Raw genomic sequence first — 25,406 nt, forward strand, 5'->3', positions numbered from 1 at the left:
ACACGGGTGGCCGAGTGCGTCGTCCGGGTGCGGGGAGGCAGCGCGTCAGCCGGCCTGCAGTGCCGCCCTGACGCGCTCCTCCAGATCCGTCGGCGACGTGCAGTTCTCGGAGCAACGCACGTCCGGAGTGCCATCCACGTGGCGGACAGCCCACTCCTGGCCAGCCATGACAGGCTCGGCTGTTGCCGTCACGGTGCCGGGGCAGCCCTCCGTCGGACACGGGAAGCTGATGGTCTCCATCGCTGCCTCGGCGGGCTCTGCTCGGTCACTTCGAGAAGACGGGCGCGCCTCCGCCCCGGCAACATCCGCTTCCTGAGGCGCTTCCCGACAGCTCGCCACGAGGGCCCGTAGCGCCAGCTCCGTGGTCTGTTCGACGATGCTTGCCGGTTCACCGGTCAGATCATGGCGCTGGGCAAGCACTGAGGTTCCGCGCGCTGTGGCCAGCCAGACCGTCCCCGGAGGCTGCCCCTCCTGCGGGTTCGGACCGCCCACGCCCGTGACTGCGATCGCGACGTCTGCGTGCAGCAGGCCGGCGACCCCCTGAGCCATCTGCCGTGCGCAGTCCTCGGTCACGACCGGACCGCGATCCACGCCCAGGACCTCGTACTTCACCTCCTCGGCGTAGGCGACAACTCCTCCGAGAAACCAGTCACTGGAGTCGGAGGCCGCCGCCAGTCGTCCGGAGATCTCACCGCCCGTCAGTGACTCGGCAACCGCCACCCGCAGGCCGCGCTGCAGGGCCAGCTCGGCGACCTCCTGTGCCAGTTGATCGGACATCCCCATCGAACCTCCCGCTCAGAACGTCTGGTCAGTCCTCCCGTGCCCCATCTGTGGCCGCGACAAACACGTGCGGCACAACCTCAGCGACAGGATCCGGTGGAGCGTGCGGGTGGAGATGTCGAGCTGTGCCGTCCGGAGCCATCGCCACGTGGTCGTCAGGTCCTTGCCGGCGATGCGCTCGAAGAGCCTGACCGGCATGGGAAAGCTGCGAGGTCGGTGGCCGGCGACGGCGAGCTTGGAGTCCCACGAACCGACGCCCGTCACCTGCCCGTTGATCCCGGCCGCGCCTTACACCACATGCTGCACGCCGGCGCCCGCGGCCGCGTCCGCGACGTTGCGTCCCTGCCGGACCTCCGCCTCCAGGCTGCTCGTCATCGGGTTCTGCACGTTGAAGACTCCGTAGGCGCCGTCGAACGCCTGCCGCAGGGACTGGACGTCCTCGGCGTCCACCCGGTGGAGCTCTGCCCCTCGCTCACGAAGCGCCCGCGACGCATCGCTGGACGGGTCCCGACTGAGCGCGCGCACGTGCCAGCCGTCCTCGAGCAGGTGGCGGGCCACGGCCGAACCCTGCCGCCCGGTCGCGCCGACCACGGCCACCACCGCAGCCGGGCCCCATCCGTGGGAAAGGTCATGACGCAGTCTGACAGGACCAGCCCAAGAGGATGAGGAGTTCACCCGTCGCTGGCAGTCGGTCACACTGGGCACGGCCCTTCTCGTACTCCCCCCGCGACGTCCTGGCCAGCGGAGACCCCCTCCACGAGATGCCCGGCGACCAGGACGCCGACGGCACCGTACCCGCCGACGACGCGCTACTCACCTGATCGGTCGAGGCAATGCTTGGGGGCGCGCGACCGCAAAGTCCCCGTGGTGGGTAGGTGGTTGCCGGCGGCGTCGTCTCCCGGACCTTCCCCTGGGATCCGTGACGAGGCGACGCCGTCCCGGGCCGAGCGCCTCAGGCGCGCCCCTCGAAGGACGCCGCCAGTGCGTCCATCGTGGCCGTGCGTTCTCTCACGGCGATCCAGCGCAGCAGCGGAGTCACGACCCGGTAGAGCCCGTGGGTGTGCAAGCTCGCCTGGTGGCGCACGAGCGTGGTGTCGTCGTCCGTGACCTCGAGCCGGTAGCCGGGCCAGCCCTCGACCTTGACCTTGCCCGCCTTGGAGCTGTCCCACCAGTGATACACCAGCCGGTGAGGCCGATCGAACTCGACGACTTCGCCGGGCGTCGGACCGAAGGAGGTCTGGTCGAGGTAGGTCGTGCCGAGGGTCGGCTCTCCGGGTGACGTCTGTCGGGTGCCCCGCAGGATGCTGCCCTTGCCCGGCATCCAGTCGTTGTGTCCTTCGATGTCGGCCAGGCGAGCGAAGACCTGCTCGATCGGTCCACGGATCTGGCGTACCACCTCGAACTCGACGATGCCCACGAGCGTCACCATCGCGTGGTGCGGCACCGACGTCAAGACCGTCGACTGCACAACCCGAGGCGGTGCCGGGAGCCCATCCGGCTCCAGCAGCCAGATGCGCTGGGTGCACGAGGTGCTCAAAGAGCACAAATTTTCACGTCCGAAGTGCTGACAGCCGTGGGTCTTCAGGTGAGAATCGCGATGGATGCCCGATCGGGCTCCACGACCTCCCTTAGGTGGCTGTGATGAGAATCAGTTCTACAGGCCGAGTCAGGGCAAGGCGGCTGGGTGCCGTGTCCGTCGTGGCCACCGCGGCATTGGCCGCAGCCCCGCTCGCGACAACCGGTGTTGCGGCAATCGCCGCCCCAACGGAGACCGCCGCAAACGGCGCGGGGCGCTACATCGTCACGTTCGTCGACGACCCCGTCGCGTCGTACGACGGCTACGAGCCGGGCTTCGCGGCCACGAGGCCCGCGCGAGGAAAGAAGCTGGATCCCGGCAACGCGGCCGTGCGGTCGTGGAAGGCACACCTCACGTCCAAGCACGACGCGGCCCTTGCCAGGGTCGGCGCCAGCAAGATCTACGACTACACGGTCACCAACAACGGTGTCGCCGCCGACCTCACCGCGCAGCAGGCGTCGGCCCTCGCCAAGCAGGCGGGTGTGCTCACCCTGACGAAGGATGCGCTCTCACAGCCGACCACGACCGTCTCTCCCGAATACCTTGGCCTCAGCGCCGCTGGTGGCTTCTGGAGCCAGCTCGGGGGCCAGGCCAAGGCCGGCGCGGGCCTCGTGATCGGCGTCATCGACAGCGGCATCTGGCCGGAGAACCCTTCCTTCTCAGGGGCGAAGATCACGCCGCGACCGGCGAACTGGCACGGAACGTGCGTGGCCGGCGAGAACTTCCAGGTCTCGCTGTGCAACAACAAGCTCGTCGGCGCCCGCTACTACGTCGCAGGGTTCGGCAAGAAGAGCATCGCCAAGGAGGAGTTCCTCTCGCCCCGCGACGGCTCGGGCCACGGCTCCCACACGGCATCGACGGCTGCCGGCAACGGTGGGGTCAAGGTGACGATCGACGGCAACTCCATCGGCACCGCCTCGGGCATGGCACCGGGCGCGAGCATCGCCGCGTACAAGGTCTGCTGGGAGGGTGAGCCCGGCGTCGCCGCCGGTTGCTACAACTCCGACAGCGTCGCGGCGATCAACGATGCGGTCCTCGACGGCGTCGACGTCATGAACTACTCGATCGGCGGCAGCTCCGAGTCCTCGGTGCTCGACCCGGTCGCGCAGGCCTTCCGCGGAGCGTCCAACGCCGGAGTCTTCGTCGCCAACTCCGCCGGCAACAGCGGCCCCGGCGCAAGCACGCTCGACCACCCGGCCCCCTGGGTGACCACGGTTGCCGCCGCAACCTACCGTCGCGCCTTCCAGGCTGTCGAGCTCGGCAACGGAGCCCGCTACGTCGGCGCCTCGACGACCGGCCCACTTCCGACGCCGACGTCCCTCGTGAACGCCTCCGCCGCCGGCCTCGCCGGGGCTCCGGCAGCCGACGTCGCGCTCTGCTTCGCCGGCACGCTCGACCCGGCCAAGGTGGCCGGCAAGGTCGTCGTCTGCAACCGCGGCGTCAACGCACGCATCGACAAGTCGTTCGAGGTCAAGCGGGCCGGCGGCGTTGGCATGGTCCTGGTCAACACGTCGCCCAACTCGCTCAACGGCGACTACCACCCGATCCCGGCGGTGCACCTCGACGACGTCGACGGAGCAGCGGTCACCGCCTACGCCGACAACCCCGGCGCCACGGCCAAGATCGTCCCGCTGACGCCGGCCGAGCTCGCTGCGGCTCCGCAGACGCCCGAGATCACCGACTTCTCGTCGCGTGGTCCGTCGACGACGACGGCTGGTGACATCCTCAAGCCCGACATCGCCGCCCCGGGCAATGACGTCGTCGCGGCCGTCGCTCCGCCGACCAACCACGGCCGTAGCTGGGACTTCTACTCCGGCACGTCGATGTCGTCGCCTCACATCGCCGGGATCGGCCTGCTCATGAAGGACGCTCACCCGAACTGGCTGCCGTCCGAGATCAAGTCGGCCCTCATGACGACGGCTCGCCCGACGGTCTCCTCGGCCAACGACCCGTTCGCCCAGGGCGCCGGCTTCGTCAACCCGAACTCGGCGATCGACCCCGGCCTGGTCTACCCGACGACGGCCACCGAGTACCGGCAGTACCTCGTCAGCCTCGGCGTGCACTTCGCGCCGCCGAACGACACGCTCACGCCGGTCTCGGCCTCCAACCTCAACCAGGCGTCGATCGGTGTCGGTCGTCTGGCCGGCGTGGAGACGGTCACGCGTCACGTGAAGAACGTCGGCGACAGCAGCGAGACGTACTCCGCCTCGGCGAACGTCCCCGGCTTCACCACCGTCGTGGCGCCGTCAACGCTGACGCTCGCCCCGGGTGCCGAGGCGTCGTTCACGGTGAGGTTCACCCGCTCCACGGCACCGCTCGGCACGTGGGCCACGGGTTCGCTCACCTGGTCGTCCGGCGCGCACACCGTGCGCATCCCGGTCGCCGTCGAGCCGGTCGCCCTGAGCGCTCCGGTCGAGGTCCACGCTGACGCGAGCGCCTCGGGCTCCGAGGAGTTCTCGGTGACGCCCGGATCGACGGGCTCGGTCGCGGTCGCCGTGAGCGGCCTCGTCGGGGTCACCCCCCAGGCCGACTCGGTCGCCACGGGCCCGTTCGACAGCGCACACCCGGCCGCCGACGCGGGGACGAAGGTCTACCACGTGACGGTTCCGGACGGCACCAAGGCGGCCCGGTTCTCCGAGGACTCGTCCGACGACACGGCCGACCTGGACCTGTACGTCTACCGCGGCGGCACGCTCGTCGGCCTCTCGGCCTCGGGCTCTGCCGACGAGGAGGTCACCCTGGCCAACCCGACCGCCGGCACCTACGACGTCTACGTCAACGGTTTCGCCACACCGGGGGGTTCGACGAGCTACGCGATCAGCAACTTCGTCGTCCCGACGGCGAGCGCCGGCAACGCGTCGGTCGCGCCGAACCCGTTCGCAGCGACCACCGGCGTGCCGACGACACTGACGGCGTCGTGGAGCGGCCTCGACCCGGCCATGCGCTGGTTCGGAGTCATCTCCTACAGCGGCGCCGACGACCTGACGTACCTGTCGGTCGGCTGACCCACACCGCGTCTTCACGACGCGGCGAAGGCCCCCACCCGCAATCGGGTGGGGGCCTTCGGCGGTATGCCGTGGTGCCCGGTTGGGCGGCAGGCCGGCCCCTCGCGTCGGTGCAGATCGCCGGACTCCTGCCCGGAGCCGAGCGGACCCGCCCGTGCGAACCACATCAACGACCTGCCAGTCAGGTACGCATCGGCACGGACGCATCAGCCGTGCGCAGCGCGAGCGCCTGGGAGTGCAGCACCAGCCAGACACCGCCGCCGCTGATCGCCAGTCCGGCAAGCCCGGGCCACGTGATCGGGACGCGGAACATCAAGGACACCCACAGCATCGTGGTCGGCTGGGTCAGGTGGAGCAGTGGCCCCTGAGCCGTCACGCGATCCGGAAGCCGGCGCTCAGGAGGTCGGCCTCGCGAGAGCTCGGGCCGACAAGGAGGGCGAATTCGCCCGGCTCCACGACTCGGCGCGAGTCGGCAGTGACCACGCTGCAGGAGGCGGCCGGCAGCGTCAGCTTGACGGTCACGGTCTCGCCCGGCTGGATGGTGACCTGCCTGTACGACTTGAGCTCCTTCTCCACCCAGGTGACCGTCGTGACGAGATCGCTGACGTACACCTGAACGGTTTCCAGCGCCGGGCGGGCGCCGGTGTTGGTCAACGTCACCTGGGCGGAGATGGTCCCGTCCGGATCCACCACCGGGGTGTGCACGGCGAGATCGGTGTACTCGACGGTGGAGTAGCTGAGTCCTTCGCCGAAGGCGAACAGGGGGTCCTGCGGGAGGTCGGCATAGCGGTCGCCGTGCTGGCCGCGCACGACGTTGTAGTAGACGGGCTGCTGGCCGACGTGTCGTGCGAACGACACAGGCAGGCGGCCGGACGGTTCGATCCGGCCCAGGACGAGCTCGGCGACGGCCCGTCCCCCGCGCATGCCGGGGTTGAAGGCCTGGATGAGTGCCGCGGCGTTCAAGGCGGCCGGGGGGAGGACGGCGGGCTTGGAGTTGAGCAGCACGACGATCACGGGAGTTCCCGTCTCTACCAAGGCTTCCAACAGCGCGACCTGGCCGCCGAGGAGCTCCAGGGTGGCGGTGGAGCGACCTTCCCCGATCAACGAGACGTTGTCGCCGACGACGGCGATGACGTAGTCCGCCCGATGTGCGGCGTCCACCGCTTCGGCGATCATGGCCGGGTCCGGCGCCGCGGGTTCGAGCACCGGATATCTCGGCTGACTGTGAGGATCGCGCCATGGCCAGGCGGCGCGCCATCGGGGGGCCTCGGCCGTGACGACGACCCGTGGGCCTCACGCAGACCGACGCTCACCTGTAGCTGACCCAGAAGCGACGTGGCTAGGAGCGGAGCAGCTCTGAAAACACCGGCAGCCTCAGCCGCGATCCGAACCTGTGCTGGTTCGACCAGTACGCCAACGACGCGACGCCGCCCCGGGTGCCGTGCTGGTCGTGCTTGGCTTCCTTGGCCTGATGGCCGCGTCCTCGATCGAACCGTTTGCACAGTCGTGGGTACTTGTCCTGAGCTTGCTCTTGCTGCCCATCGGCTTTGCTCTCTGGAGTCCACTTGGGATGACTCGCCTGCGCGCGCGGTCGGGTTCAGGCCCGGCGTCGGCGTGGCTCGACGTGTCGTTCGCGGTGGCGGCCCAGGCGGCGAGCAGACCCAGGGCCTGGGCGGTCGGCGAGTTGGCGTTCGGCGGTGAAGATCGTGATGGTGAGGTCGGTCTCGGCGCGCAGGTCCACGCTTTCGTAGGCGAGGGTGAGGTCGCCGACGATGTGGGTGTGGAAGTGTCCTCAGGACCCTGGCTGCCCGGCCTCATGGTGGGGATAGGCGTCATCATCGTCATCCAGGACCACTTCTCGCTGTTCGAGCCGGTCCACGTGATCAGCCGCGTCGTCGAGCGACTCCGGGGTTTCGGAGGTCGGGGCCAGCCCGGCGTCGGCCGCCGGTGTGGGATCGATCGGGATCTGCTGTTCCAGGAAGTCGGCCTCCGGAACGTCGTCGCTGGGATCGGTTCGCTGCGCAGCCATCCTGTTTCGCCCCTTCTCATCGGCACAGGCTCTGATCGGGTCTTGTCTCAGCATGCCACGAGTGGTATATGAAATCTATAGCGAACGCCATAGATCGTGTGCAGCGGTCCGTTGGGTCCGCGGACGATCACGAGATCACGATGGAGGTGAGAGCGAGGTCGTCTGAAGGTGCGGAGAGCTCCCGGTCAGCGCGTTCGGCGTGAACGCGTCCGACGCTCTCGCAGCGCGACGCCCGCGCCTTGACGGCGCACGAGTTCGCGCTGACCGGGTCCCTCCACGCCAGGACGGTGACCACCGCGTCGCGGTCTGGGCCACCGCCGATCAGCAGAGGCTCCATGACCATGGCCGTCGAACCGCCCGACCCCTATGCAGCGCTGGGGCTCACCCGGGAAGCCACCCCAGAACAGATCAAGCACGCATACCGCTCCCTCCTGCGCCTCAACCACCCCGACACGAGTGGCGGTCAGGACGTCGTCGAAGGACGCGGTCCCGGCGAGGCGCTCCGGCAGATCATTGACGCGTACGCGGTCCTCGGCGACGCTCAACGGCGAGCCGGCTACGACCGCAGCATCGCGGAGGCCGAGAGCAGTGCCAGCACCATCAGGGCCCGTTATCGGCAGGCGTCTTGGCAACGTCCGATGCAGCCTTGGATCCGGGTGGGTCCAGTGCTCTGGGACCCTGTCGTCCGCCTACGTTCGGCCCGAGCGCGTCGGGGCACCCACCCTGCGTGACTGCCTGGAGTCGCTGGCAGCCGGCGGTTGTCCCTTCGAAGCTCGTGGGCGTGCGGCCACCGTCAGCCGTCGGTGGCGGGCACACCGATGCTGTAGACCTTCCGGATGGTCTCGGTGACGTCCCACCGACCTGACCAACCCCGCGGCTGCACGACCACGTCGCCGGCGGAGATCTCGTATCGGTGACCGGTCTCGCCGTCGGTGACCGTGGCCCGGCCGCTGAGGATGTAGCAGGTCTCGGTGTCGGCACGGTGCAGGACGGGCCAACCACCCGGCTCGCACTCCCAGATCCCCACCCGGACGTCGGCGGGAGTCTCGAACGCCAGGGTGGAGATCTGGGGGTCACCACTGTCGGCGCCGGGACGCTGACCCTTGGGCTGGAGGGCGCCGGTGACGATGGTGGCGGGTTGGTGCACGTAGGACATGGGTGTTTCCCTTCGGGATCTCGGTGTCGACGAGCAAGCTCGTCAGGAGTTCGTGCGGAAGCCGTGACTGATGCCGGCCGAGTTCGTGGTGGTGACGACGGCGCAGGTCATCGCTGGATGTAGAACAGGCGCTTGTTGACGAACTCGTGGATCCCGAGTGGGCCGAGCTCGCGGCCGAAGCCGGAGCGCTTGGTGCCGCCGAAGGGCAGGTCGGGCCCCTCTGCGGCGGGGGTGTTGACCGACGCCATCCCGACCTCGAGCTGCGCGGCGACTCGGGTGGCGCGTTGCTCGTCGCCGCTCCAGACCGCGCCGCCGAGGCCGAAGTGGACGGCATTGGCCACCGCGACCGCCTCGTCGTCGCTGCTGACCGTGTAGACGACGGCGACCGGGCCGAACAGCTCCTCGTGGTAGGCCCGCATCTGCGGTGTGACGTCGGTGAGCACCGCGGGCGCGAAGTAGGCGCCCTGCTCGGAGACGAGCTCGCCGCCGATGTGCAGTGTGGCGCCCTTGGCGACCGCGTCGCCCACCTGGGCGAGCAGCGCCTCGGCGGCCCGGCGCGACACCATCGGGGAGTATGCGGTCTCCGAGTCGTCACCGGGCGGGCGCGGCGTCATCGCCGAGGCCTGCTTGACCAGGACGGCCACGAAGTCGTCGTAGATGTCGTCCATGACGATCATCCGCTTGTTGGAGTTGCACGCCTGGCCGACGTTGGCCATCCGGGTCGCCCACGCCTGCTCGGCTGCGGCCGTCACGTCGTCGGTGTCGAGGACGATGTAGGGGTCGGAGCCGCCCAGCTCGAGGACGACCTTCTTCAGGTGGCGCCCGGCCTGCTCGGCGACCGCAGCGCCGGCGCGTTCGGAGCCGGTCAGCGAGACGCCCCGGACCCGCGGGTCGGCGATGATCGCGGCGACCTGCTCGTGGGTCGCGAAGAGGTTGATGTAGACCCCGTCGGGGACCCCGGCTTCCCTCATCAGGTCGGCGACGGCGAGCGCGGAGGTGGGGCAGTTCTCGGCGTGCTTGATCAGGATCGTGTTGCCGGCCAGCAGGTTCGGGGCCGCGAACCGGGCGACCTGGGAGTACGGGTAGTTCCACGGCATGACGCCCAGCAGCGGGCCGATCGGGAGGTGCTCGATGCGGGCTCCGTCGTGCCCGGGCAGCGGCTGGTCGGCCAGCAGCGCCGCGCCATGGTCGGCGAAGTAGTCGAAGATCGTGGCGCACCACGCGGCCTCGCCGCGCGCCGAGGCCGGCCGCTTGCCCATCTCCCGGGTGACCAGCGCGCCCAGCTCGGCAGCGCGCTCCGCGAACAGCGTGCCCACCCGCTTCACGATTGCGGCGCGGTCAGCGATCGGCCGCGCTCGCCAGGCCTCGAAGGCTTCCGTCGAGGCGGCCAGCGCCGCCTCGACCTCGGCGTCGTCGGCGTGGGCGAATGTCTGCACCTTCTCTCCGGTGGCCGGGTCGGTGACCTGGTACGGCGGTGTCTGGGTCATGTCGCTTCTCCAGTGGTCGTGTGATCTGCGCGGCGCTACTGCTCGTCCGTGGCTCAGAACGCGGTGTAGCCGCCGTCGACGGGCAGGACCGTGCCGGTGATGTAGCTGGAACGGTCTGAGGAGAGGAAGAGCACGGCATCCGCAATCTCCTCGGGCGTCGCGAGGCGACGAAGCGGGATCGTCGACTCACGACTACGTCGGTAGGCCTCCGGGTCGGGGCGTCGCCGGAACGCGGACTCGATGGTCTCTGTGGCGGTCAGACCCGGTGCGACCACGTTGACGCGGATGCCCTGGTCAGCCAGTTCGACGGCCGCTCCGCGGGCGAGCATGATGAGTCCGCCCTTCGCGGCTGAGTACAACACCTGGCCGGCCATGCCGACGATGCCCAGGCGCGAGCTGATGCAGACGATCGACCCGCCCGGGTCCTCAGTGGACATCAGGGGGATGAAGTGCTTCATGACGAGGAACGCACTGAGCAGGTTGCTGGTCAGCACGGCTTCCGCTTGTGCCGGGCTCGTCTCGACAAGCGGCGCGCTCAGCTGCAGCCCGTGCCCGATCACCAAGGCATCGACGGCGCCGAACTCCTGCTTCGCGGCGGCCGCTAGGTCCGCCACGAACGCGTCGTCGTCGAGGTCGCCCGCCAGGTAGACGTCGTCAGGACCCAGACTGTCGATGCCGGGGCGCCGCCCGGTGAGGAGCAGCCGCGCGCCTTCGCTCCTGAACGAGCTGCACACGGCCTGCCCGATCCCACTGGTTGCGCCCGTGACCACCACTCGGGCGTCCTTGAGAGGCATGGTCTCTCCCACTTCTTGGCGTAGCGGCCAGCTCGGCTATGTCGCGTGTCTTCGGAAGACGCGGTCCCTGAGGGCCGCGCAGGCTGCGAACCGGAGGAACCACGGCGGGAACACTATTGTTGTGTGGACGGCCGATCCAGACAGCCGGCCACTTTCCGGACGATTCCGCTTGAGACCCCGTCCTGCTTGAACGGATCGTGCTCTCAGTCGGCGCTTGCGCCGGGAACGTCCACCGGGCTCGCGATACGGTCATACAGTTGTTGGGGTCGTTCGACATCGAGGGAGGACGTCGTGCCGAAGGTTGCGGTGGACGACATCGACCTGGCCCTGCTAGGCGCTCTCCAGGCCGATGCGCGGGCTCCGATCGAGACGTTGTGCAAGGCGGCGAGGGTGTCTCGGGGCACCGCCTACGCCCGCTTGGCCCAGCTCCGTGAGGCGGGTGTGATCCGGAGCCTCACGGTGTCCGTCGATCCCTACAGGGTCGGCCTCTCCCTCGCCGCGCTCGTGCTGCTGAGGGCGAGCACGGAGAAGTTCTGGCGATGGTCGGACTTCGCGTCCACCTTCGAGGAGATGGACGAGGTGGAGTTCGCCGCGGATCTGGCGGGCGAGTTCGACATGGTCCTGCTGACCAGGTTCCGCGACGCGGACCACCTGCGGACCTTCCTGCAAGAAGATCTGCGCCGTGTTGCAGGCATCGCGGGCATCCGCACCTTCCTGGTGCTCAACGAGACGCCACGACGCTCATGGTTGTTGCCGAAAGCGCCGAGCGAAGGCGTGGACTGAGCGCGAACGGAGCCTCGACGCCGCCGGCCGGGTCGGAATGCCGTCCCAGCCTGCTGTGCGCCTTGAGCGTTGCGACGGCTCACGCGCGCGGTAGAGGCTCACGTCGCCGGTCTCGACAACCTCGTAGGCGAGGACACGAAGCTTGCGATTGGTGTTCTGGCCTCACTCGCCTCTGCACGGTGGCTCGCCTCGTCGGCGCGTCCTTGCTGAGCGCCGTCGTCGGCTACCTCGCCCTCGGGGCGACGGGGAGCTCGCCGGAGATCCGGTGTCCGAGCGCCTGGGAGACGTTGCGCGCTGCTGTCATGACGAGCGGGGCGAGCTGCTGGGCTCGCTCCTGGTCGATCTCGAAGGCCATGGCGGACATGCTGATCCCACCGATCGCCGCCCCGCGGTGGTCGCGCACCACGGCGGCGATACAGCGGGTGTGCTCCTCGTTCTCCTCGTCGTCGATCGCGTAGCCGCGCCGCGAGACGGTGTGCAGGTGCTGGATCATGGCGTCCGGGTCAGTGATCGTCCTCGGCGTCATCGGCGGCATGCCGGAGCGCTCGAGAACCGCACGGACCTCGGCCTCCGGCAGTCCGGCGAGCAGCGCCTTGCCGATGCCGGTGCTGTGCAGCGGGATCGCCAGTCCGATGCGGCTGCGCATCTCGTATGCGCGCAGGCCCTCGATCTTGGCCACGTACACAGCCAGGTCGCCCTGACGCAGTGCGAAGTGGACGGTGTGCGTCGTCGCGTCCCTGAGCCCCTTGAGAATCGGCTCGATCACCGGCATGCCTGCCTCGAAGTCCGCCCGCGCGGCAATGGTCAGCAGGCCGACACCCGGGAGGTACCCGTGCTCGCCGTCACCCCGCACCCAGCCCAGGGCCACGAGCTCCTGGATGATGCGGTGCACAGTGGACGTCGACAAGCCCGTGGACCGGCTGATCTCGGAGACCCCGGAGTGCTCGGTGATGGCTTCCACGACCCGCACGACCTTGGCAACCGCGCCGGTGCGGTCGACCGGCGCAGCTGGGGGCGGCGTTCTGCCCTGCGGCGCGGTCATCTCCCCAGCCACCCGCCGTCCACGACGAGCGTGTGGCCCGTGACGTACCTGGCCGACGGGCCCGCGAGGAACACGACGGCCCCCACCACGTCTTCCGGTGTTCCCCACCGCCCCGCCGGGATCCGAGCGCGGATGGCGTGCTCACGCTCCGGGTCCTCGCGCAGGGCGGTGGTGTTGTCGGTGCTGATGTAGCCGGGCGCCACGGCGTTCACGGTCACCCCATGGTCAGCCCACTCGTTGGCCAGGGCCTTGGTCAGGCCGACCAGGGCGTGCTTGCTCGCGGTGTAGGACGGCACGTTGATGCCGCCCTGGAACGACAGCAGGGACGCGGTGTTGATGACCGAGCCCGCCCCACGTTGGACCATGGGAGCGCCCAGGGCTTGGGACAGCACGAAGGCGGAGTCGAGGTTGGTGGCCAGGACGCCGCGCCAGTCGTCGTAGTCCACCTCCAGCGCCGGGGCTCGGAAGATGGTCCCGGCGTTGTTGACGAGGATGTCGATGCGTCGCTCCGCGGCCAGCTCGCGCGCTGTAGTTGCGGCACCCTGAGGGTCGGAGAGGTCTCCGGTAACGGTGGTCACCTTTCGACCCAGCTGCGAGCACGTGTCGGCCGTCTCCCGCATCCCGGACTCGCTACGGCCCCAGAGGATCACGTCTGCTCCCGCCCCGGCGAGCCCCTTCGCGACGGCTGCCCCGATCCCGCGGCCGGCGCCGGTCACGAGCGCGACCTGGCCCGATAGCCCGAACATCGACTCGATCATGCAAGGGCCTCCGTGGCCACGGGATCCATGTCGTTGTAAGCGAGGTTCTCCCCACCTGTGGCCCAGATGAACTTGTAGGGCGCTGTGCCGGCCCCGAAGTGAACCGACCACGGCGGGCTGATCACCGCCTGCTGGTTCGCGACCACGATGCTGCGGGTGCTCTGCGGCTGGCCGCACAGGTGGACGACGCGTTCGCCCTCCGGCAGGCCGAAGTAGAGGTAGATCTCCGTGCGCCGGTCGTGCGTGTGGCAGGGCATGGTGTTCCACACACTGCCCGGCTCGAGGGTCGTGATGCCGATGGCCAGCTCACACGACTCGACCCGGCCACCGGCGACGTACTTGCGGATGGTGCGACGACTCGCTGCGGCGTCGTCACCGACCTCCACGGTGTCGGCGTCCTCACGCGGGACGAGGGTGGTGGGGAGGGCCCGGTGGGCCGGCACGGAGACGAGGTAGAACGTCGCGTCGCCCGACAGCTCGATGCTGCCGGTCCCGGCGCCGACGTACAGGATGTCCTCGGCGTGCAGCTCGTGGGTCGTGCCGTCCGTGACAACCGCTCCCGACCCGGTGAGACAGACCACGCCGAGCTCGCGCCGGTCGCACAGGTTCTCCGAACGGATCTCGTGCGGAGCGACGACGCTCAGGACCTCTCCCCCGGGCATGGCTCCGCCGATCAGCACCCGGTCCGAGTGGCTCAGGCAGAACCGCACCTCCCCCGGGGCGAAGAGCTCGTCGACGAGGAACCGGTCACGCAGGTCCGATGTCGTCATCCTGTCGAGCTCAGACGGGTGAGTGGCCAGCCTTACGTCAGTCATGCGCTCTTCCTTCGGATCATCGGATGGCTTCCCGCCTGACGGGAAACTCTTCCCTTCCAGCGGAATGACCACCAGTATGCACGTGACATCAGGAACGCGCCAGCGTCAGCCGCAGCTGACCCGGACGGCATCCGACGAACACATCCACAGAGAGGTGGAGACCAGATGCGAGCTCAGACCACGATCGGAGGCCTGGCGTGTGTGGCGCTGGCAGCGACGTTGGCGGCCTGTGCGCCCGGTACCGCGGAGCCCTCCTCCGGCGGCCAGAGCGCCCCCGCCACGGTGGACTTCAGCAGCTTCAAGGGCAAGACCCTCACCTACGTGTACTTCACGGACGGTCCCGACGAGAAGGCCACGAGGGATGCGATCGCCAAGTTCGAGCAGGAGACCGGGGCAAAGGTGAACCTCCAGATCGTCCCGTTCGCCGACCTCAACACGGCTCTGCAGGCGCGGCTGTCGGGCGGCAACGCGCCCGAGGTCGCACGCGTCTCCGACTGGCACCCCTTCGCGGATGAGGCCGTCGACTTCAAGCAGTACTTCGGCAGCGACTACGCGTCGGAGTTCTCCGCCGGCGCCGCCGGCACCGCCCAGGACGCCGCAGGCCACATGTATGCCGTGCCGAGCGACTCCACGATCAACGGTCCCTTCATCAACGTGGACGCCTTCAAGAAGGCCGGCGTCGCCGTACCGACCAAGTGGACCTGGGAGGAGCTCGTGACCTCCGCGAAGAAGGTGGCGGCGGCGAACCAGATGCCGTACGCCGTCGCCATCGACAAGTCGGGCAACCGCCTCAGCACGGTGCTGAGCCAGTTCGGCACCGTCATGGTCGGCAAGGATGGCACGAACGCCCTGGACAAGGCGAAGGCAGCCAAGGCGCTGACGTTCTTCACCGACCTGGTCAAGAGCAACGCCTCCCCCAAGGACTTCTGGCTGGGCTCGGGGAGCAAGTACTCGGGCGCCAACGAGATCTTCCTGGCCAAGCAGGTCCCGGTGTACCTCTCCGGTCCGTGGCAGGTCGGCGCGTTCGCCGAGAGCGCGAAGTTCACCTGGGCCGCTGTGCCCAACCCGTGCGAGGAGCGCTGCGGCGGCTTCCCCGGAGGCAAGTTCATGGTGGCCTTCAAGAACAGCAAGGACCCGGTCCTCGGAGCGGCCTTCGTCCAGTGGATGAACCGGGCGGAGAACCAGACCGAGATCGACAAGACGGCGTTCTGGCTGCCCACCCGCAAGGACCTCACCGAGAAGGGCTTCGACTACCCGACTCACGACGCCGACATGAAGGTCTTCGTCTCGCAGATCCGCGAGACGCCGGAGGACACCTGGCCTGCAGGCTTCGACCCGGCGTTCACGAACTCGGCCAAGGCCCTGATCGCCGAGACGGACAAGGTCGTCGCCGGTCAGCAGGATGTCGCAACAGCGGTCGACAACGTGTCCGCCGAGATCGACAAGGCGATCCAGGGCGCGAAGTGATGACCGCCGCATCCGCCCCCGTTCGGGAACGGCCACCTCGAGGCCGCGTCCACCGGGGGCGCGTCAACACCCGCAGGCTCGCGCCGTACCTGTTCCTGCTGCCGAACATGCTGATCTTCGCGGTCTTCACGATCTGGCCGGCGCTGAACGGCTTCAACCTCAGCTTCTACGACAGCAGCAACGGCCGGACGTTCAAACCGGTCGGCACCGGGAACTACAGCGCGATCCTCAGCGACGAGGAGTTCTGGGCAGTGGTCCGTCACACGTTGGTGTACACGGTCGGATTCGTCCTCATCTCCACCGTGCTGGCCATGGCCCTGGCGCTGATGATCAACGCCCAGCGGCGGGGGCGCGGCGCGATCAGCGCGGCGTACTTCCTGCCGATCGTGATCTCGCCCGTGGTCGTGGGCATCGTCTGGAGGGCGGCCTTCGACCGGGAGCGCGGGATGGTGAACCAAGGGCTGTCGGCCGTCGGCCTCGGAGAGCCCGGATGGCTCGTCGAGCCGAGCTTGGCGATGGTCGCGATCATCGTCGTGGGGACGTGGATCCACCTCGGCTTCTACGCGATGATCCTCATGTCGGGACTGCAGTCCATCGACGGTTCGCTCTACGAGGCGGCCCGGATCGACGGCACGACCACCTGGCAGGCGATCCGCCTGATCACCATGCCGCTGCTGCGGCCGACGTTGATGGTCGTCGTCATCCTGGCGACGATCGCCGGCTTCCAGTCCTTCGACTTCATCTTCACGCTCACCGGCGGTGGCCCCGTGAGCGCCACGACCCTGATGGTGCAGTACATCTACGAGAACGGGTTCAGCTATCCCATCGAGTACGGCCTCGCGAGCGCGGCGGCGGTGATCCTCTTCGTCGTGGTCTTCATGGTGACGTTTGCCAACTACGTCCTCGGGCGAAGGAGCGATTCGATATGAGCACCACCCTCACCGCCGCCGACACCGCTTCGCGTGCTCCCGAGCGGAAGCCGTCGACGTGGACCTCGATGTCGGGTCGGCCGCCGTCGACGAGCACCGTCGTGCGGACCACACTGCTCGTTGCCGGCGCGCTGGCAGTGGTTGCCCCGCTGGTGTGGGCCGCCTTGTCCTCGTTCAAGAGCGCGGAGGAGCTGGCGCAGACGCCGCCGACCCTGTGGCCGCACAACCCGACGGTCGACAACTACACGAGTGGTCTGCAGGCGTTCGACTTCGCGCGCTACCTGACGAACAGCGTGATCGTCACGGTGGCAGCCACCGTCCTGACGCTGGCGATCAACTCGATGGCGGCCTACGCCCTGGCCAAGTTCAACTTCCGGGGACGCACCGTGTTCTTCCTCATCACGCTGGCCACCATCATGATCCCGCTGCAGGTGATCCTCCTGCCGGTGTACCAGGTCGTCTCCTCGCTGGGGCTCACCAACTCCCTGCTTGGGCTGATCATCCCGCCGGCCGCGACCCCGACGGGCGTGTTCCTGCTCCGGCAGTACATGCTCACCCTGCCCGACGAGATGATCGAGGCGGCGCGCGTCGACGGCGCCGGTGAATGGGCCATCTTCTGGCGGATCATCCTGCCCCTCAGTCGTCCCGCGCTCGCGGTCGTCGCGATCTTCTCGGTGATCTGGCGCTGGAACGACTTCCTGTGGCCGCTCATCGTCGCGCAGGACGAGTCGAAGCAGACGATTCCGGTGGCCATCGCACGGTTCGCGAGCCAGCAGGCCATCCCCTTCAACCAGATCCTCGCTGTCTCGGTCGTCACCATCGTGCGGATCGTGGTCATCTTCCTTCTGCTGCAGCGGCAGATCATCGCCGGACTTTCCCAAGGTGCCATCAAGTGATTCCAGCCATCCCCCCGGCCCCGCTGACCGGAAGGACCGTGCACACCCTCGACGAACGCGGCTTCATCCGCGACTGGCTCGTGAGCCCAGCCTGGAGCGGGCCCTGCGACGACCTGGGTCGGCTCCTCGAGCCCGAAGGCAGCCCGTGGGGTGCCGATGGGAGGTGGGTGCTGACCAACGGTCCCGACGTGGCACCGTTCAAGCAGCGGTTGCATGCGCTGCATCCACTCCTGGACGAGCAGCCGCTGCCACCGGTGGTGGAAGGCGGCGCGCTCACGTGGACCCGTTCGCACGGAGACGCCGCGTCGACGGGGACGTGGCAGCGCGTCCACACGGGCACCGACGGCTTCGTCGACTGGAGTCGGTTCTGCTTCACACCCGAGTACCGGCACTCCGTGTGCGCCACCACGCTCGAGGTCGACCAGGCCGAGTACCGCGACCTCGAGATCGCCAGCACCGGTCCGGTGGCCGCGTTCGTCGATGGTGAGCTGGTGCTCCAGACCGACGAGTTCAGCTACATGGAGCCGATTCGACACCGGGTGCATGTCCGCCTCGAATCGGGAATGACCACCCTGCACATCGCGACCTGGCAGGTCGCCTTCCGGGAGTGTCGGCACATCGTGTCCGTCCGCGTGAACGGGCTCCCGGTGCGAGTGGTCATCCCGTCGCCCGGGGCTGACGAGCACGCCTCGCGGGCGGCCGAGCAGCTCCTCGAGTCGGTCGCGGTGGGGCCGTGGGCCAGCCGGGACGGCACGACGCGCATCAGCGGTCCACGAGGGGCTCGGCTGCTGGTCTCGGTCTCCGGAGCACCGGCGACGACGATCACGCTGGACGGCGGCAGGGCCGTCCTCGACCTCGCCCAGCCCCACGAGACCGACTCGGAGGGGGCGGCGTCAATGCTCAGCACCGGCGAGAGCGAGCTGACGCTGCGCGTCGCCCGCGACGACGTCCCCGTATGCCGGACGGCCCGTGTCGCGTCCCTGGCGGGTGTTCGCCGGGTGGACGCCCGTCACGAGACGCCCGAAGCCTGGCGCGAGCGGCTCCTGCGCCACAGCGCGGCAGCCGGACCGGGCTCCGCGCGCGCCCTCGCCCGACACGTCCTCGACCCGGACCGGCCCCTCGATACCGCGGACCTCGAGACCCCGCTGCGCATGATCGGTGCACGCTACGACTGCGCCGACTTCGAGGCGGTCGGCCTGATCCACCTGTGGCACCGACTGCCCGAGCAGTCATGGGGCGACGACGACCGCGAGAGCGTCCGGCGCGCCCTGACCGGCTTCAAGTACTGGATCGACCAGCCCGGCCTCGACGCCATGTGCTACTTCACCGAGAACCACCAGTTCGTCTGGCACACCGCCGAGCTCCTCGTCGGCGAGATGTTCGCCGACGACACTTTCACCAACACCGGCTGGACCGGACGCGAGCATGCCGAGCACGCAGCCCCCTTGGCCGAGGAGTGGATTCGTCGCAAGCTGGCCGGCGGCTTCAGCGAGTTCGACTCGAACGCCTACCTCGCCATCGACTGCTTCGCGCTCGTCTCGCTCGTCGAGTTCGCGCGCTCGCACGAGCTGAGACTGCTCGCCGAGGCCCTGCTCGACAAGGTCCTGCTGACCCTGGCCACGAACTCGTGGCAGGGCGTTCACGGAGCAGCGCACGGCCGGTCGTACACGCACACCCTCCGGTCCGCACGCTTCGAAGAGACCGCGCCGATCATGTTGCTGCTCTGGGGAATCGGCGCCCTCAACGATGCCGTCCTTCCCGCGACCGTGCTCGCCACGGCCCGCCACTACGCGATGCCGCCAGTGATCCGCTCGCTCGCCGGCGCCGAGCCGGACGAGTGGGACGGCAGGCAGGTCTACCGCGGCGAGTACCGCTTGCATCATGACCTGCTCGCGCGCCCGTACGGGTCGGACCTGCGGGTCTGGCGCACGCCCGACGCCATGCTGTCCAGCGTGCAGGACTACCGCTCCGGGCTGCCGGGCCTGCAGGAGCACATCTGGGGCGCGACGCTCGGGTCGGAGGTCCAGGTCTTCGCGACGCATCCGGCGGCGTCGACGATCAGCTCCTCGGCGCGGCCGAGCAGCTGGGCCGGACAGCGAGTTCTGCCACGTGCCCATCAGCACCGGGACAGCGTGCTGGTGCTGCATCGCATCGCCGACGACGACAGGTTCGGCACCACGCATCTCTGGTTCCCTGCCGACCTCTTCGACGAGTGGCAGCGGCAGGGACCGTGGCTGGCAGGACGAGTCGGCGAGGGCTACGTGGCCGTCGCCACGGGCCGCGGGTTCACCCCGCAGACCACGGGCGACGAGGCGTGGCAGTGCTGGTGGCCGGCCGGTGACGGAGCCTGCTACGTCGCGACCGTGGGACGTCGTGCGGTCGACGGCGCCTTCTCGGACTTCGTTGCGGCCCTGGGCGATCCGGCGTTCGGTGGCAGCCGCGGCAATCCAGCCGTCTCGTGGACCGCCCGCGACGGCCGGGCGCTCGCGCTCGGGTGGGACACCGCGTTCACCGTCGACGGACGCGACCCGTCCCTCGGGGCCGACGGGACCCCGGGGGACACCCCGCACCTGCACAACCCGGCCTGCCGGCAAGAGGTCGGCGCTGACCGGCTCGAGGTCGAGTGGGAAGGCCAACGGCTCGTGATCGACTACAGCCGCGGCCGCCGTGCACACCCCGGGAGCGGTGTCGAGGCCTCGCTCGTGCAAGCCAGGGGGTCTCGCCATGGTCGGGCATGACCTCACGTCGAGCCGCCTCGTCGCTCCCCCGCTGCCACCTCTGACGGGAGCGGCCCTCGACAGCGAAGCCCTGGTCCGGCTCGGTGAGCAGATCGAGGACCGCACCTGGCGCGACGGTCTTCCGGACTTCTTCTGGGGCGAGGGCGTTTGCCTGCTCGGCCTCATCCGGTTCGCCGACGCCGCAGGCCGGCCGTTCCCGTCACGCGTGCGGGACTGGCTGGACGAGCAGGTGGCCGGCGACATCGTCCTGGACCACGTCAACCACCTCGCCCCCGGGACGGCCGCGGTGCTCGACGGCAGGCCTTCGAGCGCGGCCCTCGCGGACCGGCTGCTCGGGTGGCTCCGGACCTCCCCCGCGGTGACCCGGGCCGCCAACGGCGCCATCGAGCACTGGGCAGACGGGGTCTGGGCCGACACGGCCTTCATGGCCGGCGTGTTCCTCGGGCACCTGGGTGCGCGGCGCCGTGACCCGGCGCTGCTCTCCGAGCTCGGCCACCAGTGGCTCGCCCACGCTGAGATCCTCCAGGACGAGCAGACCGGGTTGTTCGTCCACGGCTCCCATCTGGGGCGGCCGGTGCGTTGCTTCTGGGGACGGGCGAACGCCTGGATGGCGCTGTCCGCGGTCGAGTACCTCGAGCTCGCGGAGGGCGATCCCCACCTCGCCGACGCCGACACCGTCGCCGCCGTGCGGGACCGGCTCGGTCGGCAGCTCGAGGCGCTCGCCTCGTGCCAGCCCGGGCACGGGGTGTGGAGCGTGCTCGTCGACGACCAGGCGGAGAACGCCGGGATCCTGGAGACGTCCGCGGCCGCAGGGCTCGGCGCCGCGATGCTGCGGGCCGTCGCGGTCGCGCCCGGCCTGTCCGACGCGATCACGGCGGCGGGCTGGCGTGCCGTGGCAGGCGCCCTGGCCTACGTCGAGGAGGGGGCCCTGACGCGCGTCAGTGCCGGAACGGTGCTGCAGCTCGTCCCGTTCGGCTACAGCGTCATCCGCGACGACCGGCCGCAGCTGTGGGGGCAGGGACTTGCGCTGCACGCAGTGGCCGCAGCCCTGCAAGCACGCCGAGCTGCGAGGGAGGCCCCCTGATGGGCGCCGTCCTGTGCGTCGGCGAAGCCCTGATCTCCCTCGTCGCCCCGGCGGGGACTCCGCTGGAGTCCGCTGACGAGCTCTTCGTCTCGGCCGGCGGCGCCGAGCTCAACGTCGCCGTCCACCTCGCCCGGCTCGGCGTCGCCACTCGCTTCGCGGGAAGAGTCGGTTCGGACGCGTTCGGGCGCAGGCTGCGGCGGACGCTCGAGGACGCCGGCGTCGATGCCGCACACCTGGAGGAGGATCCCGACCGCGTCACCGGCATGTACGTCAAGGACGTCACCGGGTCGGTGACGACGATGCGGTACTACCGGAGCGCGTCCGCGGCCACGACCTATCGACACGTGCCGGATCAGGCTCTTCACGGGGTGGAGCACGTGCACCTGACCGGCATCACGCCTGCGCTGTCCGCGGACTGCCTGGCGCTCGTGCAGGACCTTTTGGGAGCGCACCGGGTGCACACCTCGTTCGACGTGAACTACCGCCGTGCGCTGTGGGATCCGGCAGTCGCGGGCGGCGTCCTCGAGGGTCTCGCCCAGGAGGCCGACACCGTCTTCGTCGGACTGGACGAGGCCGCGGAGATCTGGGGGTGCGCGACCGCCAGAGACGTGCGCCGGGTCCTGCCTCGGCCGGCAGAGCTCGTTGTCAAGGACGGGGCCCACGAGGCGGTGGCCTTCGTGGGGTCAGAGATCGTCTCGGTCCCGGCCCCGCGCGTCGAGGTGGTGGAGCCGGTCGGCGCCGGAGACGCCTTCGCGGCCGGGTATCTGGCCGCCCGCACCCTGGATCGGGAGCCCGAGGTCGCGCTCCGGTGGGGTCATGGCCTGGCCGGCGCGGTGCTGCAGCAGCTCGGGGACCACGGCATCCATGTCGGGCGCGAGCAGCTGGAAGCCATGGCAGAAGGAGGGGCAGCGACACATGGAACGCGTTGAACAGGAAGCCGTCGACGTCAGGAGGTCCTTCGCCGACAAGGTGGCTCGCGCCCGGGTCATCCCGGTGCTGCGCACCTCTACCGCCACCGAGGCGGTCGACGCCGCCGCGCGGTGCGTCGACGCCGGGCTCACCATGGTCGAGCTGACCGCGACCACCGAGGGCTGGCCGGAGGCACTGCGTCAGGTCCGAGCAGCTCATCCGCACCTGATGGTCGGGCTCGGCACGGTGCTGCGTGCCGACCAGGCACACATCGCCGTCGACTCGGGCGCCGACTTCGTCGTGTCTCCCTGCCCGGCTCCGGTCGTGCGCGCCGAGCTGGCCGGACGCATCCCCTTCATGGAGGGCGGCATGACCGTGGCGGAGGTCCTGGCGTCGGCGGACCAAGGCGTGGCCAAGCTCTTCCCCGCGCACGTCGGCGGAATCAGCTACCTGCGCTCCCTGCTGGCCATCGCCCCCCGGGCACGAGTGGTGCCGACGGGCGGCATACCGCTGGCAGACGTTCGGCAGTGGCTCGCCGCTGGTGCCACGGCCGTCGGGGTGGGACGAGACCTGGTGGAGGCCGACGACATCGCCGCAGCCCTGCGGCAGCTCCTCTAGGTTCGGATCCGGCCCCTGCGCCGACCGGTCCTGTCACAGAGGCGGCCACCTGACGGGTACGCGCGCGAGTGGTGCCGCCGGATCCCCGTCAGGCGCCGTCTGCACCGGTGGGGCATCGGTCGAGGATCTCGGTGAGCGCGGCACGCTCCGCCTTGGTGACCCACAGCTGGTACTTCTTCTTCACGTCGATCTGTCGGACTGCGTAGCCGCAGCGCGCGGAGCGGAGCGGCGGCAGCCACGTCGCGGCGTCGCCGTCGCCCTTCGACCGGTTGGCCGAGGCCGACACGGCGAGCAGGTTCGCCGGGTCGTTGGCGAAGTCGCGACGCTTCTGCGGCGTCCACCTCTGGGCGCCCTTCTGCCAGGCGTCACCGAGGGCCACGACGTGGTCGACGTCGACCGTCGACGCCCCGCGACGGAACTCGAGACGACGACCGGTGTACGGGTCGATCATCGACCCGGACAGCACGACGCACCCGTGCGTGCCCGGCTTGAGCTGGATGCCGGTCAGGGCACGGGCCAGGAGGTCGTTGCGGGAGTCACAGCCGTTGTGTCCGCCGGGCACGTCGACGTCGTCGCTCCACGCCGGGCCGAACACCTCGCGGTCGTAGCCGGTCTTCGGGGCACGGCCCTTCACCTCGAGTGAGGCCAACGCCTCCCGTGCGTTCGACCAGCCCTCCGCAGTGGACCCCGGCACCGACGATCCTCGAGGCCCGTCCGTGGCAGCAAGCACCAGCTGGCAACCGCTCAGCACACCACTCACGAGGACCAGAAGGAAGCACCGGCGCAGCGCCCACAATGAGCTCGTCCCGAGGGTCGATCCACCAGCATGACTCACCGAAGTGCCTCCTCAAGGTCGAACGTTGGCGTACCGCCCCGCACCCAGAGGCCGGCAGGCGGGAACCACGGCGGGTTGGGTCTCGGTGCGGATGGACATCTTGCCGGTGAGCCGATTGCCCTGCATCGCAGGACCACGACGGTCGAAGCCCAGGCCCGGCACGACGGGTGATGCTCCGCAACCACGCCGACACCGCCGTTGCCACTCGCGACAATTCGATGGGGACATCGTGGTCGTTGCGCGACACTGACCGATGTGGACGAGGTCGAGGTCGTCGTGGCCCATCACGAGCGCGCGACTCTCCGCGTCGGCGAGACGTTCCTCAAGATCGACGCCGACCAGACGCGCACCGATCTCGAGGTGGAGGCGATGACGCTGGCGCCGATCCCAGTTCCGGAGGTCCTGTGGAGGAAGCCGCCGGTGCTGGCCCTCGCAGCTCTCCCGGGGACGGCGCTCGGACGCCTCGGCCAGCCGTCGAGCTCGTCGGCTGTGGGGTGGGCCGCGGCGGGCGCGACTGTACGGATGCTGCACGACGCGCCGGTGCCGCCGTGGCCCGGTGCGAGTCTCGAGGAGAAGACGTCGAGCCTCGACAGCGAATGCGCGTGGCTCTTGGCGAACGACGTCCTTCCTGCCGATCTGGTCACGCGCAACCGGCAGGTTGCCGAGGCTGCGCTCCGACCGTGGACACCGGTGTTCATGCACGGCGACCTGCAGGTGGCCCACGTGTTCGTCGACCGTGACGAGGTCACCGGGGTCCTCGACTGGTCCGAGGCTGGTCGAGGCGATGCCATGTACGACCTCGCCAGCCTGACGCTCGGGCACCCGGAGCACCTCGGCGACGTCGTCGCCGGCTACGGCGCAGACGTCGACCTCGAGGTGATCCGGGCCTGGTGGTCGCTGCGCAGCCTGACGGCGATCCGCTGGCTCGTCGAGCACGGCTTCGACCCGTCCTCGCCGGGTTGCGAGGTCGACGTGCTGAGGTCCCAGCTGTGAGATCCCACAAGGCGTGAGATCAGGAGCCAGGCGCCTCGTGGATGCGGGTGTGCACGTCCTCCCCTGAACGCGTTCGACGCACTGGAGCCCGCCCCAGCTCGGATAGTCAACTGTTGACAGTTGGCCGTCTGCCTCCTAATCTCGACCACATCGACCCAAAGAGAGGGCTTCGCGGATCTGCGTGGCCGGCCGTCCTGAGCCTTGGCAGGAGACGTGTGAACGAGTTCCAAGGCTGCTCGGTCGAGGACTCGAAGCGTCGCGCGCCGCAACGCCGCCGCGAAGAAGCTGCGTATGCCGTCCGCACCGTCGACGAGTACACATCCGGCCCAGCGCACGGCCCAAGGAGCGCCGCATGACCCAAACAGCTGCACATCGACATCGACCGGGACGAGAGTGAACTCGCCCACGAACCAAGGAAGTTGGCCATGACTCGTATCAATGGAGCTACGCGTGAGGGACACCAGACGATGAGCGTGAGGCGACGCGTCTGCGTTGCGGCCTTGGCCCCGGCGCTCCTGCTCTCGGCAGCCGCGTGTGGCTCATCGGACCCGGGGGCCACAGCGGACGCGGCAGCGGGGGCGCCCGCCGGCTCGCTGCCTGAGGTGCAGCCGGACCCGGCTGCGGTGAAGCTGCTGCCGGCGGACATCAAGGCGCGGGGCACCCTGACGATGGCTGCGGATCTGCACTACCCGCCGACCTCGTTCCTGGACAC

Annotated in this window: 25 protein-coding genes and 1 pseudogene; 13 read left to right on the forward strand and 13 right to left on the reverse strand. The window is 69.5% G+C overall.

Translation table 11 applies throughout. The features are described 5' to 3' along the window. Positions 1-45: 45 nt before the first annotated feature. From H9I49_RS15100 to H9I49_RS15115, 4 genes are all read right to left on the reverse strand, one after another. A complete protein-coding gene (locus tag H9I49_RS15100; protein ID WP_223128689.1) occupies positions 46-777 on the reverse strand; it encodes a CinA family protein in 732 nt (243 codons plus the stop codon). An 18-nt stretch (positions 778-795) separates the two neighbouring features. Next, positions 796-1,044: a hypothetical protein gene (locus H9I49_RS15105; protein ID WP_188031161.1), complete on the reverse strand. Its 249-nt coding sequence runs from the start codon at positions 1,042-1,044 to the stop codon at positions 796-798. Positions 1,045-1,068: 24 nt separating this feature from the next. Next, positions 1,069-1,371, reverse strand: a complete 303-nt coding sequence (locus H9I49_RS15110; protein WP_223128690.1) for an NmrA family NAD(P)-binding protein — start codon at positions 1,369-1,371, stop codon at positions 1,069-1,071. Positions 1,372-1,732: 361 nt separating this feature from the next. Further along, positions 1,733-2,248: an SRPBCC family protein gene (locus H9I49_RS15115; protein ID WP_188031163.1), complete on the reverse strand. Its 516-nt coding sequence runs from the start codon at positions 2,246-2,248 to the stop codon at positions 1,733-1,735. Positions 2,249-2,469: 221 nt separating this feature from the next. Here H9I49_RS15115 and H9I49_RS15120 point away from each other — a divergent pair, with 221 nt between their 5' ends. After that, positions 2,470-5,361 carry a S8 family serine peptidase gene (locus tag H9I49_RS15120; protein WP_188031164.1) on the forward strand — a complete coding sequence of 964 codons (2,892 nt, stop codon included), beginning with the start codon at positions 2,470-2,472 and terminating at the stop codon, positions 5,359-5,361. A 181-nt stretch (positions 5,362-5,542) separates the two neighbouring features. Here H9I49_RS15120 and H9I49_RS15125 read toward each other — a convergent pair whose 3' ends face one another. Both H9I49_RS15125 and H9I49_RS15130 read right to left on the reverse strand, forming a co-directional pair. Further along, positions 5,543-5,683: a hypothetical protein gene (locus H9I49_RS15125; protein ID WP_188031165.1), complete on the reverse strand. Its 141-nt coding sequence runs from the start codon at positions 5,681-5,683 to the stop codon at positions 5,543-5,545. A gap of 50 nt (positions 5,684-5,733) precedes the next feature. Continuing rightward, a complete protein-coding gene (locus tag H9I49_RS15130; RefSeq protein WP_370587586.1) occupies positions 5,734-6,567 on the reverse strand; it encodes a glycoside hydrolase family 3 C-terminal domain-containing protein in 834 nt (277 codons plus the stop codon). A 235-nt stretch (positions 6,568-6,802) separates the two neighbouring features. Between H9I49_RS15130 and H9I49_RS15135 the strand changes: the two genes are divergently transcribed. Both H9I49_RS15135 and H9I49_RS15140 read left to right on the forward strand, forming a co-directional pair. After that, a complete protein-coding gene (locus H9I49_RS15135) occupies positions 6,803-7,462 on the forward strand; it encodes a hypothetical protein (RefSeq protein ID WP_223128691.1) in 660 nt (219 codons plus the stop codon). Between the two features lie 263 nt (positions 7,463-7,725). Continuing rightward, positions 7,726-8,121 carry a J domain-containing protein gene (locus H9I49_RS15140; protein WP_188031168.1) on the forward strand — a complete coding sequence of 132 codons (396 nt, stop codon included), beginning with the start codon at positions 7,726-7,728 and terminating at the stop codon, positions 8,119-8,121. Between the two features lie 62 nt (positions 8,122-8,183). Here the strand turns inward: H9I49_RS15140 and H9I49_RS15145 are convergent, their stop codons facing one another. The 3 genes from H9I49_RS15145 to H9I49_RS15155 form a co-directional block, all read right to left on the reverse strand. Further along, a complete protein-coding gene (locus tag H9I49_RS15145) occupies positions 8,184-8,546 on the reverse strand; it encodes a cupin domain-containing protein (protein WP_188031169.1) in 363 nt (120 codons plus the stop codon). Between the two features lie 107 nt (positions 8,547-8,653). Further along, positions 8,654-10,033, reverse strand: coding sequence for an NAD-dependent succinate-semialdehyde dehydrogenase (locus tag H9I49_RS15150; protein WP_188031170.1), 1,380 nt, complete (start codon positions 10,031-10,033; stop codon positions 8,654-8,656). A 53-nt stretch (positions 10,034-10,086) separates the two neighbouring features. Next, positions 10,087-10,827, reverse strand: coding sequence for an SDR family NAD(P)-dependent oxidoreductase (locus H9I49_RS15155; RefSeq protein ID WP_188031171.1), 741 nt, complete (start codon positions 10,825-10,827; stop codon positions 10,087-10,089). Between the two features lie 291 nt (positions 10,828-11,118). Here H9I49_RS15155 and H9I49_RS15160 point away from each other — a divergent pair, with 291 nt between their 5' ends. Next, entirely contained in the window at positions 11,119-11,610 is a 492-nt protein-coding gene (locus tag H9I49_RS15160; RefSeq protein WP_188031172.1) for an Lrp/AsnC family transcriptional regulator, read from the forward strand. 223 nt (positions 11,611-11,833) lie between these two features. Here H9I49_RS15160 and H9I49_RS15165 read toward each other — a convergent pair whose 3' ends face one another. The 3 genes from H9I49_RS15165 to kduI are packed head-to-tail and all read right to left on the reverse strand — an operon-like array spanning position 11,834 to position 14,225. After that, positions 11,834-12,652, reverse strand: coding sequence for an IclR family transcriptional regulator (locus H9I49_RS15165; RefSeq protein WP_188031173.1), 819 nt, complete (start codon positions 12,650-12,652; stop codon positions 11,834-11,836). After that, on the reverse strand, positions 12,649-13,410 hold the full coding sequence (locus H9I49_RS15170) for an SDR family oxidoreductase (protein WP_188031174.1): 762 nt from the start codon (positions 13,408-13,410) through the stop codon (positions 12,649-12,651). The genes H9I49_RS15165 and H9I49_RS15170 overlap by 4 nt, the downstream gene beginning before the upstream one ends. Beyond that, positions 13,407-14,225 (reverse strand): 5-dehydro-4-deoxy-D-glucuronate isomerase, encoded by an 819-nt coding sequence (gene kduI, locus H9I49_RS15175; RefSeq protein WP_188031175.1) that lies wholly within the window; start codon positions 14,223-14,225, stop codon positions 13,407-13,409. Before kduI ends, H9I49_RS15170 begins: the two co-directional genes overlap by 4 nt. A gap of 165 nt (positions 14,226-14,390) precedes the next feature. Here kduI and H9I49_RS15180 point away from each other — a divergent pair, with 165 nt between their 5' ends. Genes H9I49_RS15180 through H9I49_RS15210 form a run of 7 tightly spaced genes read left to right on the forward strand, consistent with a single transcriptional unit; the run spans position 14,391 to position 22,866 of the window. Next, positions 14,391-15,692: an ABC transporter substrate-binding protein gene (locus H9I49_RS15180; protein WP_188031176.1), complete on the forward strand. Its 1,302-nt coding sequence runs from the start codon at positions 14,391-14,393 to the stop codon at positions 15,690-15,692. After that, positions 15,692-16,621, forward strand: a complete 930-nt coding sequence (locus tag H9I49_RS15185) for a carbohydrate ABC transporter permease (protein WP_188031177.1) — start codon at positions 15,692-15,694, stop codon at positions 16,619-16,621. The genes H9I49_RS15180 and H9I49_RS15185 overlap by 1 nt, the downstream gene beginning before the upstream one ends. After that, entirely contained in the window at positions 16,618-17,517 is a 900-nt protein-coding gene (locus tag H9I49_RS15190) for a carbohydrate ABC transporter permease (RefSeq protein WP_223128692.1), read from the forward strand. The genes H9I49_RS15185 and H9I49_RS15190 overlap by 4 nt, the downstream gene beginning before the upstream one ends. Further along, positions 17,514-20,255, forward strand: coding sequence for a hypothetical protein (locus H9I49_RS15195; RefSeq protein WP_223128693.1), 2,742 nt, complete (start codon positions 17,514-17,516; stop codon positions 20,253-20,255). Before H9I49_RS15190 ends, H9I49_RS15195 begins: the two co-directional genes overlap by 4 nt. Continuing rightward, a complete protein-coding gene (locus H9I49_RS15200) occupies positions 20,242-21,339 on the forward strand; it encodes a glycoside hydrolase family 88 protein (RefSeq protein WP_188031178.1) in 1,098 nt (365 codons plus the stop codon). The genes H9I49_RS15195 and H9I49_RS15200 overlap by 14 nt, the downstream gene beginning before the upstream one ends. Continuing rightward, entirely contained in the window at positions 21,339-22,268 is a 930-nt protein-coding gene (locus tag H9I49_RS15205; protein WP_188031179.1) for a sugar kinase, read from the forward strand. The genes H9I49_RS15200 and H9I49_RS15205 overlap by 1 nt, the downstream gene beginning before the upstream one ends. Then, positions 22,255-22,866 (forward strand): bifunctional 4-hydroxy-2-oxoglutarate aldolase/2-dehydro-3-deoxy-phosphogluconate aldolase, encoded by a 612-nt coding sequence (locus H9I49_RS15210; RefSeq protein WP_188031180.1) that lies wholly within the window; start codon positions 22,255-22,257, stop codon positions 22,864-22,866. The genes H9I49_RS15205 and H9I49_RS15210 overlap by 14 nt, the downstream gene beginning before the upstream one ends. Positions 22,867-22,954: 88 nt before the next feature. Here H9I49_RS15210 and H9I49_RS15215 read toward each other — a convergent pair whose 3' ends face one another. Beyond that, on the reverse strand, positions 22,955-23,560 hold the full coding sequence (locus tag H9I49_RS15215) for an HNH endonuclease family protein (protein WP_370587587.1): 606 nt from the start codon (positions 23,558-23,560) through the stop codon (positions 22,955-22,957). Positions 23,561-23,956: 396 nt separating this feature from the next. Between H9I49_RS15215 and H9I49_RS15220 the strand changes: the two genes are divergently transcribed. Both H9I49_RS15220 and H9I49_RS15225 read left to right on the forward strand, forming a co-directional pair. Further along, on the forward strand, positions 23,957-24,694 hold the full coding sequence (locus H9I49_RS15220; RefSeq protein WP_188031181.1) for an aminoglycoside phosphotransferase family protein: 738 nt from the start codon (positions 23,957-23,959) through the stop codon (positions 24,692-24,694). A gap of 467 nt (positions 24,695-25,161) precedes the next feature. Next, a pseudogene (locus H9I49_RS15225) lies at positions 25,162-25,406 on the forward strand (ABC transporter substrate-binding protein); the annotation flags it as partial.

Origin of the sequence: Terrabacter sp. MAHUQ-38 (genome assembly GCF_014518425.1) — a bacterium.
Lineage (GTDB): Bacteria > Actinomycetota > Actinomycetes > Actinomycetales > Dermatophilaceae > Terrabacter.

Bases quoted from the DNA above. Each gene is read 5' to 3' on its own strand.
- H9I49_RS15100 (WP_223128689.1), bottom strand. From the start codon at position 777: ATGTCCGATCAACTGGCACAGGAGGTCGCCGAGCTGGCCCTGCAGCGC.
- H9I49_RS15140 (WP_188031168.1), top strand. From the start codon at position 7,726: ATGACCATGGCCGTCGAACCGCCCGACCCCTATGCAGCGCTGGGGCTC.
- H9I49_RS15145 (WP_188031169.1), bottom strand. From the start codon at position 8,546: ATGTCCTACGTGCACCAACCCGCCACCATCGTCACCGGCGCCCTCCAG.
- H9I49_RS15150 (WP_188031170.1), bottom strand. From the start codon at position 10,033: ATGACCCAGACACCGCCGTACCAGGTCACCGACCCGGCCACCGGAGAG.
- H9I49_RS15155 (WP_188031171.1), bottom strand. From the start codon at position 10,827: ATGCCTCTCAAGGACGCCCGAGTGGTGGTCACGGGCGCAACCAGTGGG.
- H9I49_RS15165 (WP_188031173.1), bottom strand. From the start codon at position 12,652: ATGACCGCGCCGCAGGGCAGAACGCCGCCCCCAGCTGCGCCGGTCGAC.
- H9I49_RS15170 (WP_188031174.1), bottom strand. From the start codon at position 13,410: ATGATCGAGTCGATGTTCGGGCTATCGGGCCAGGTCGCGCTCGTGACC.
- kduI (WP_188031175.1), bottom strand. From the start codon at position 14,225: ATGACTGACGTAAGGCTGGCCACTCACCCGTCTGAGCTCGACAGGATG.
- H9I49_RS15180 (WP_188031176.1), top strand. From the start codon at position 14,391: ATGCGAGCTCAGACCACGATCGGAGGCCTGGCGTGTGTGGCGCTGGCA.
- H9I49_RS15185 (WP_188031177.1), top strand. From the start codon at position 15,692: ATGACCGCCGCATCCGCCCCCGTTCGGGAACGGCCACCTCGAGGCCGC.
- H9I49_RS15190 (WP_223128692.1), top strand. From the start codon at position 16,618: ATGAGCACCACCCTCACCGCCGCCGACACCGCTTCGCGTGCTCCCGAG.
- H9I49_RS15200 (WP_188031178.1), top strand. From the start codon at position 20,242: ATGGTCGGGCATGACCTCACGTCGAGCCGCCTCGTCGCTCCCCCGCTG.
- H9I49_RS15205 (WP_188031179.1), top strand. From the start codon at position 21,339: ATGGGCGCCGTCCTGTGCGTCGGCGAAGCCCTGATCTCCCTCGTCGCC.
- H9I49_RS15210 (WP_188031180.1), top strand. From the start codon at position 22,255: ATGGAACGCGTTGAACAGGAAGCCGTCGACGTCAGGAGGTCCTTCGCC.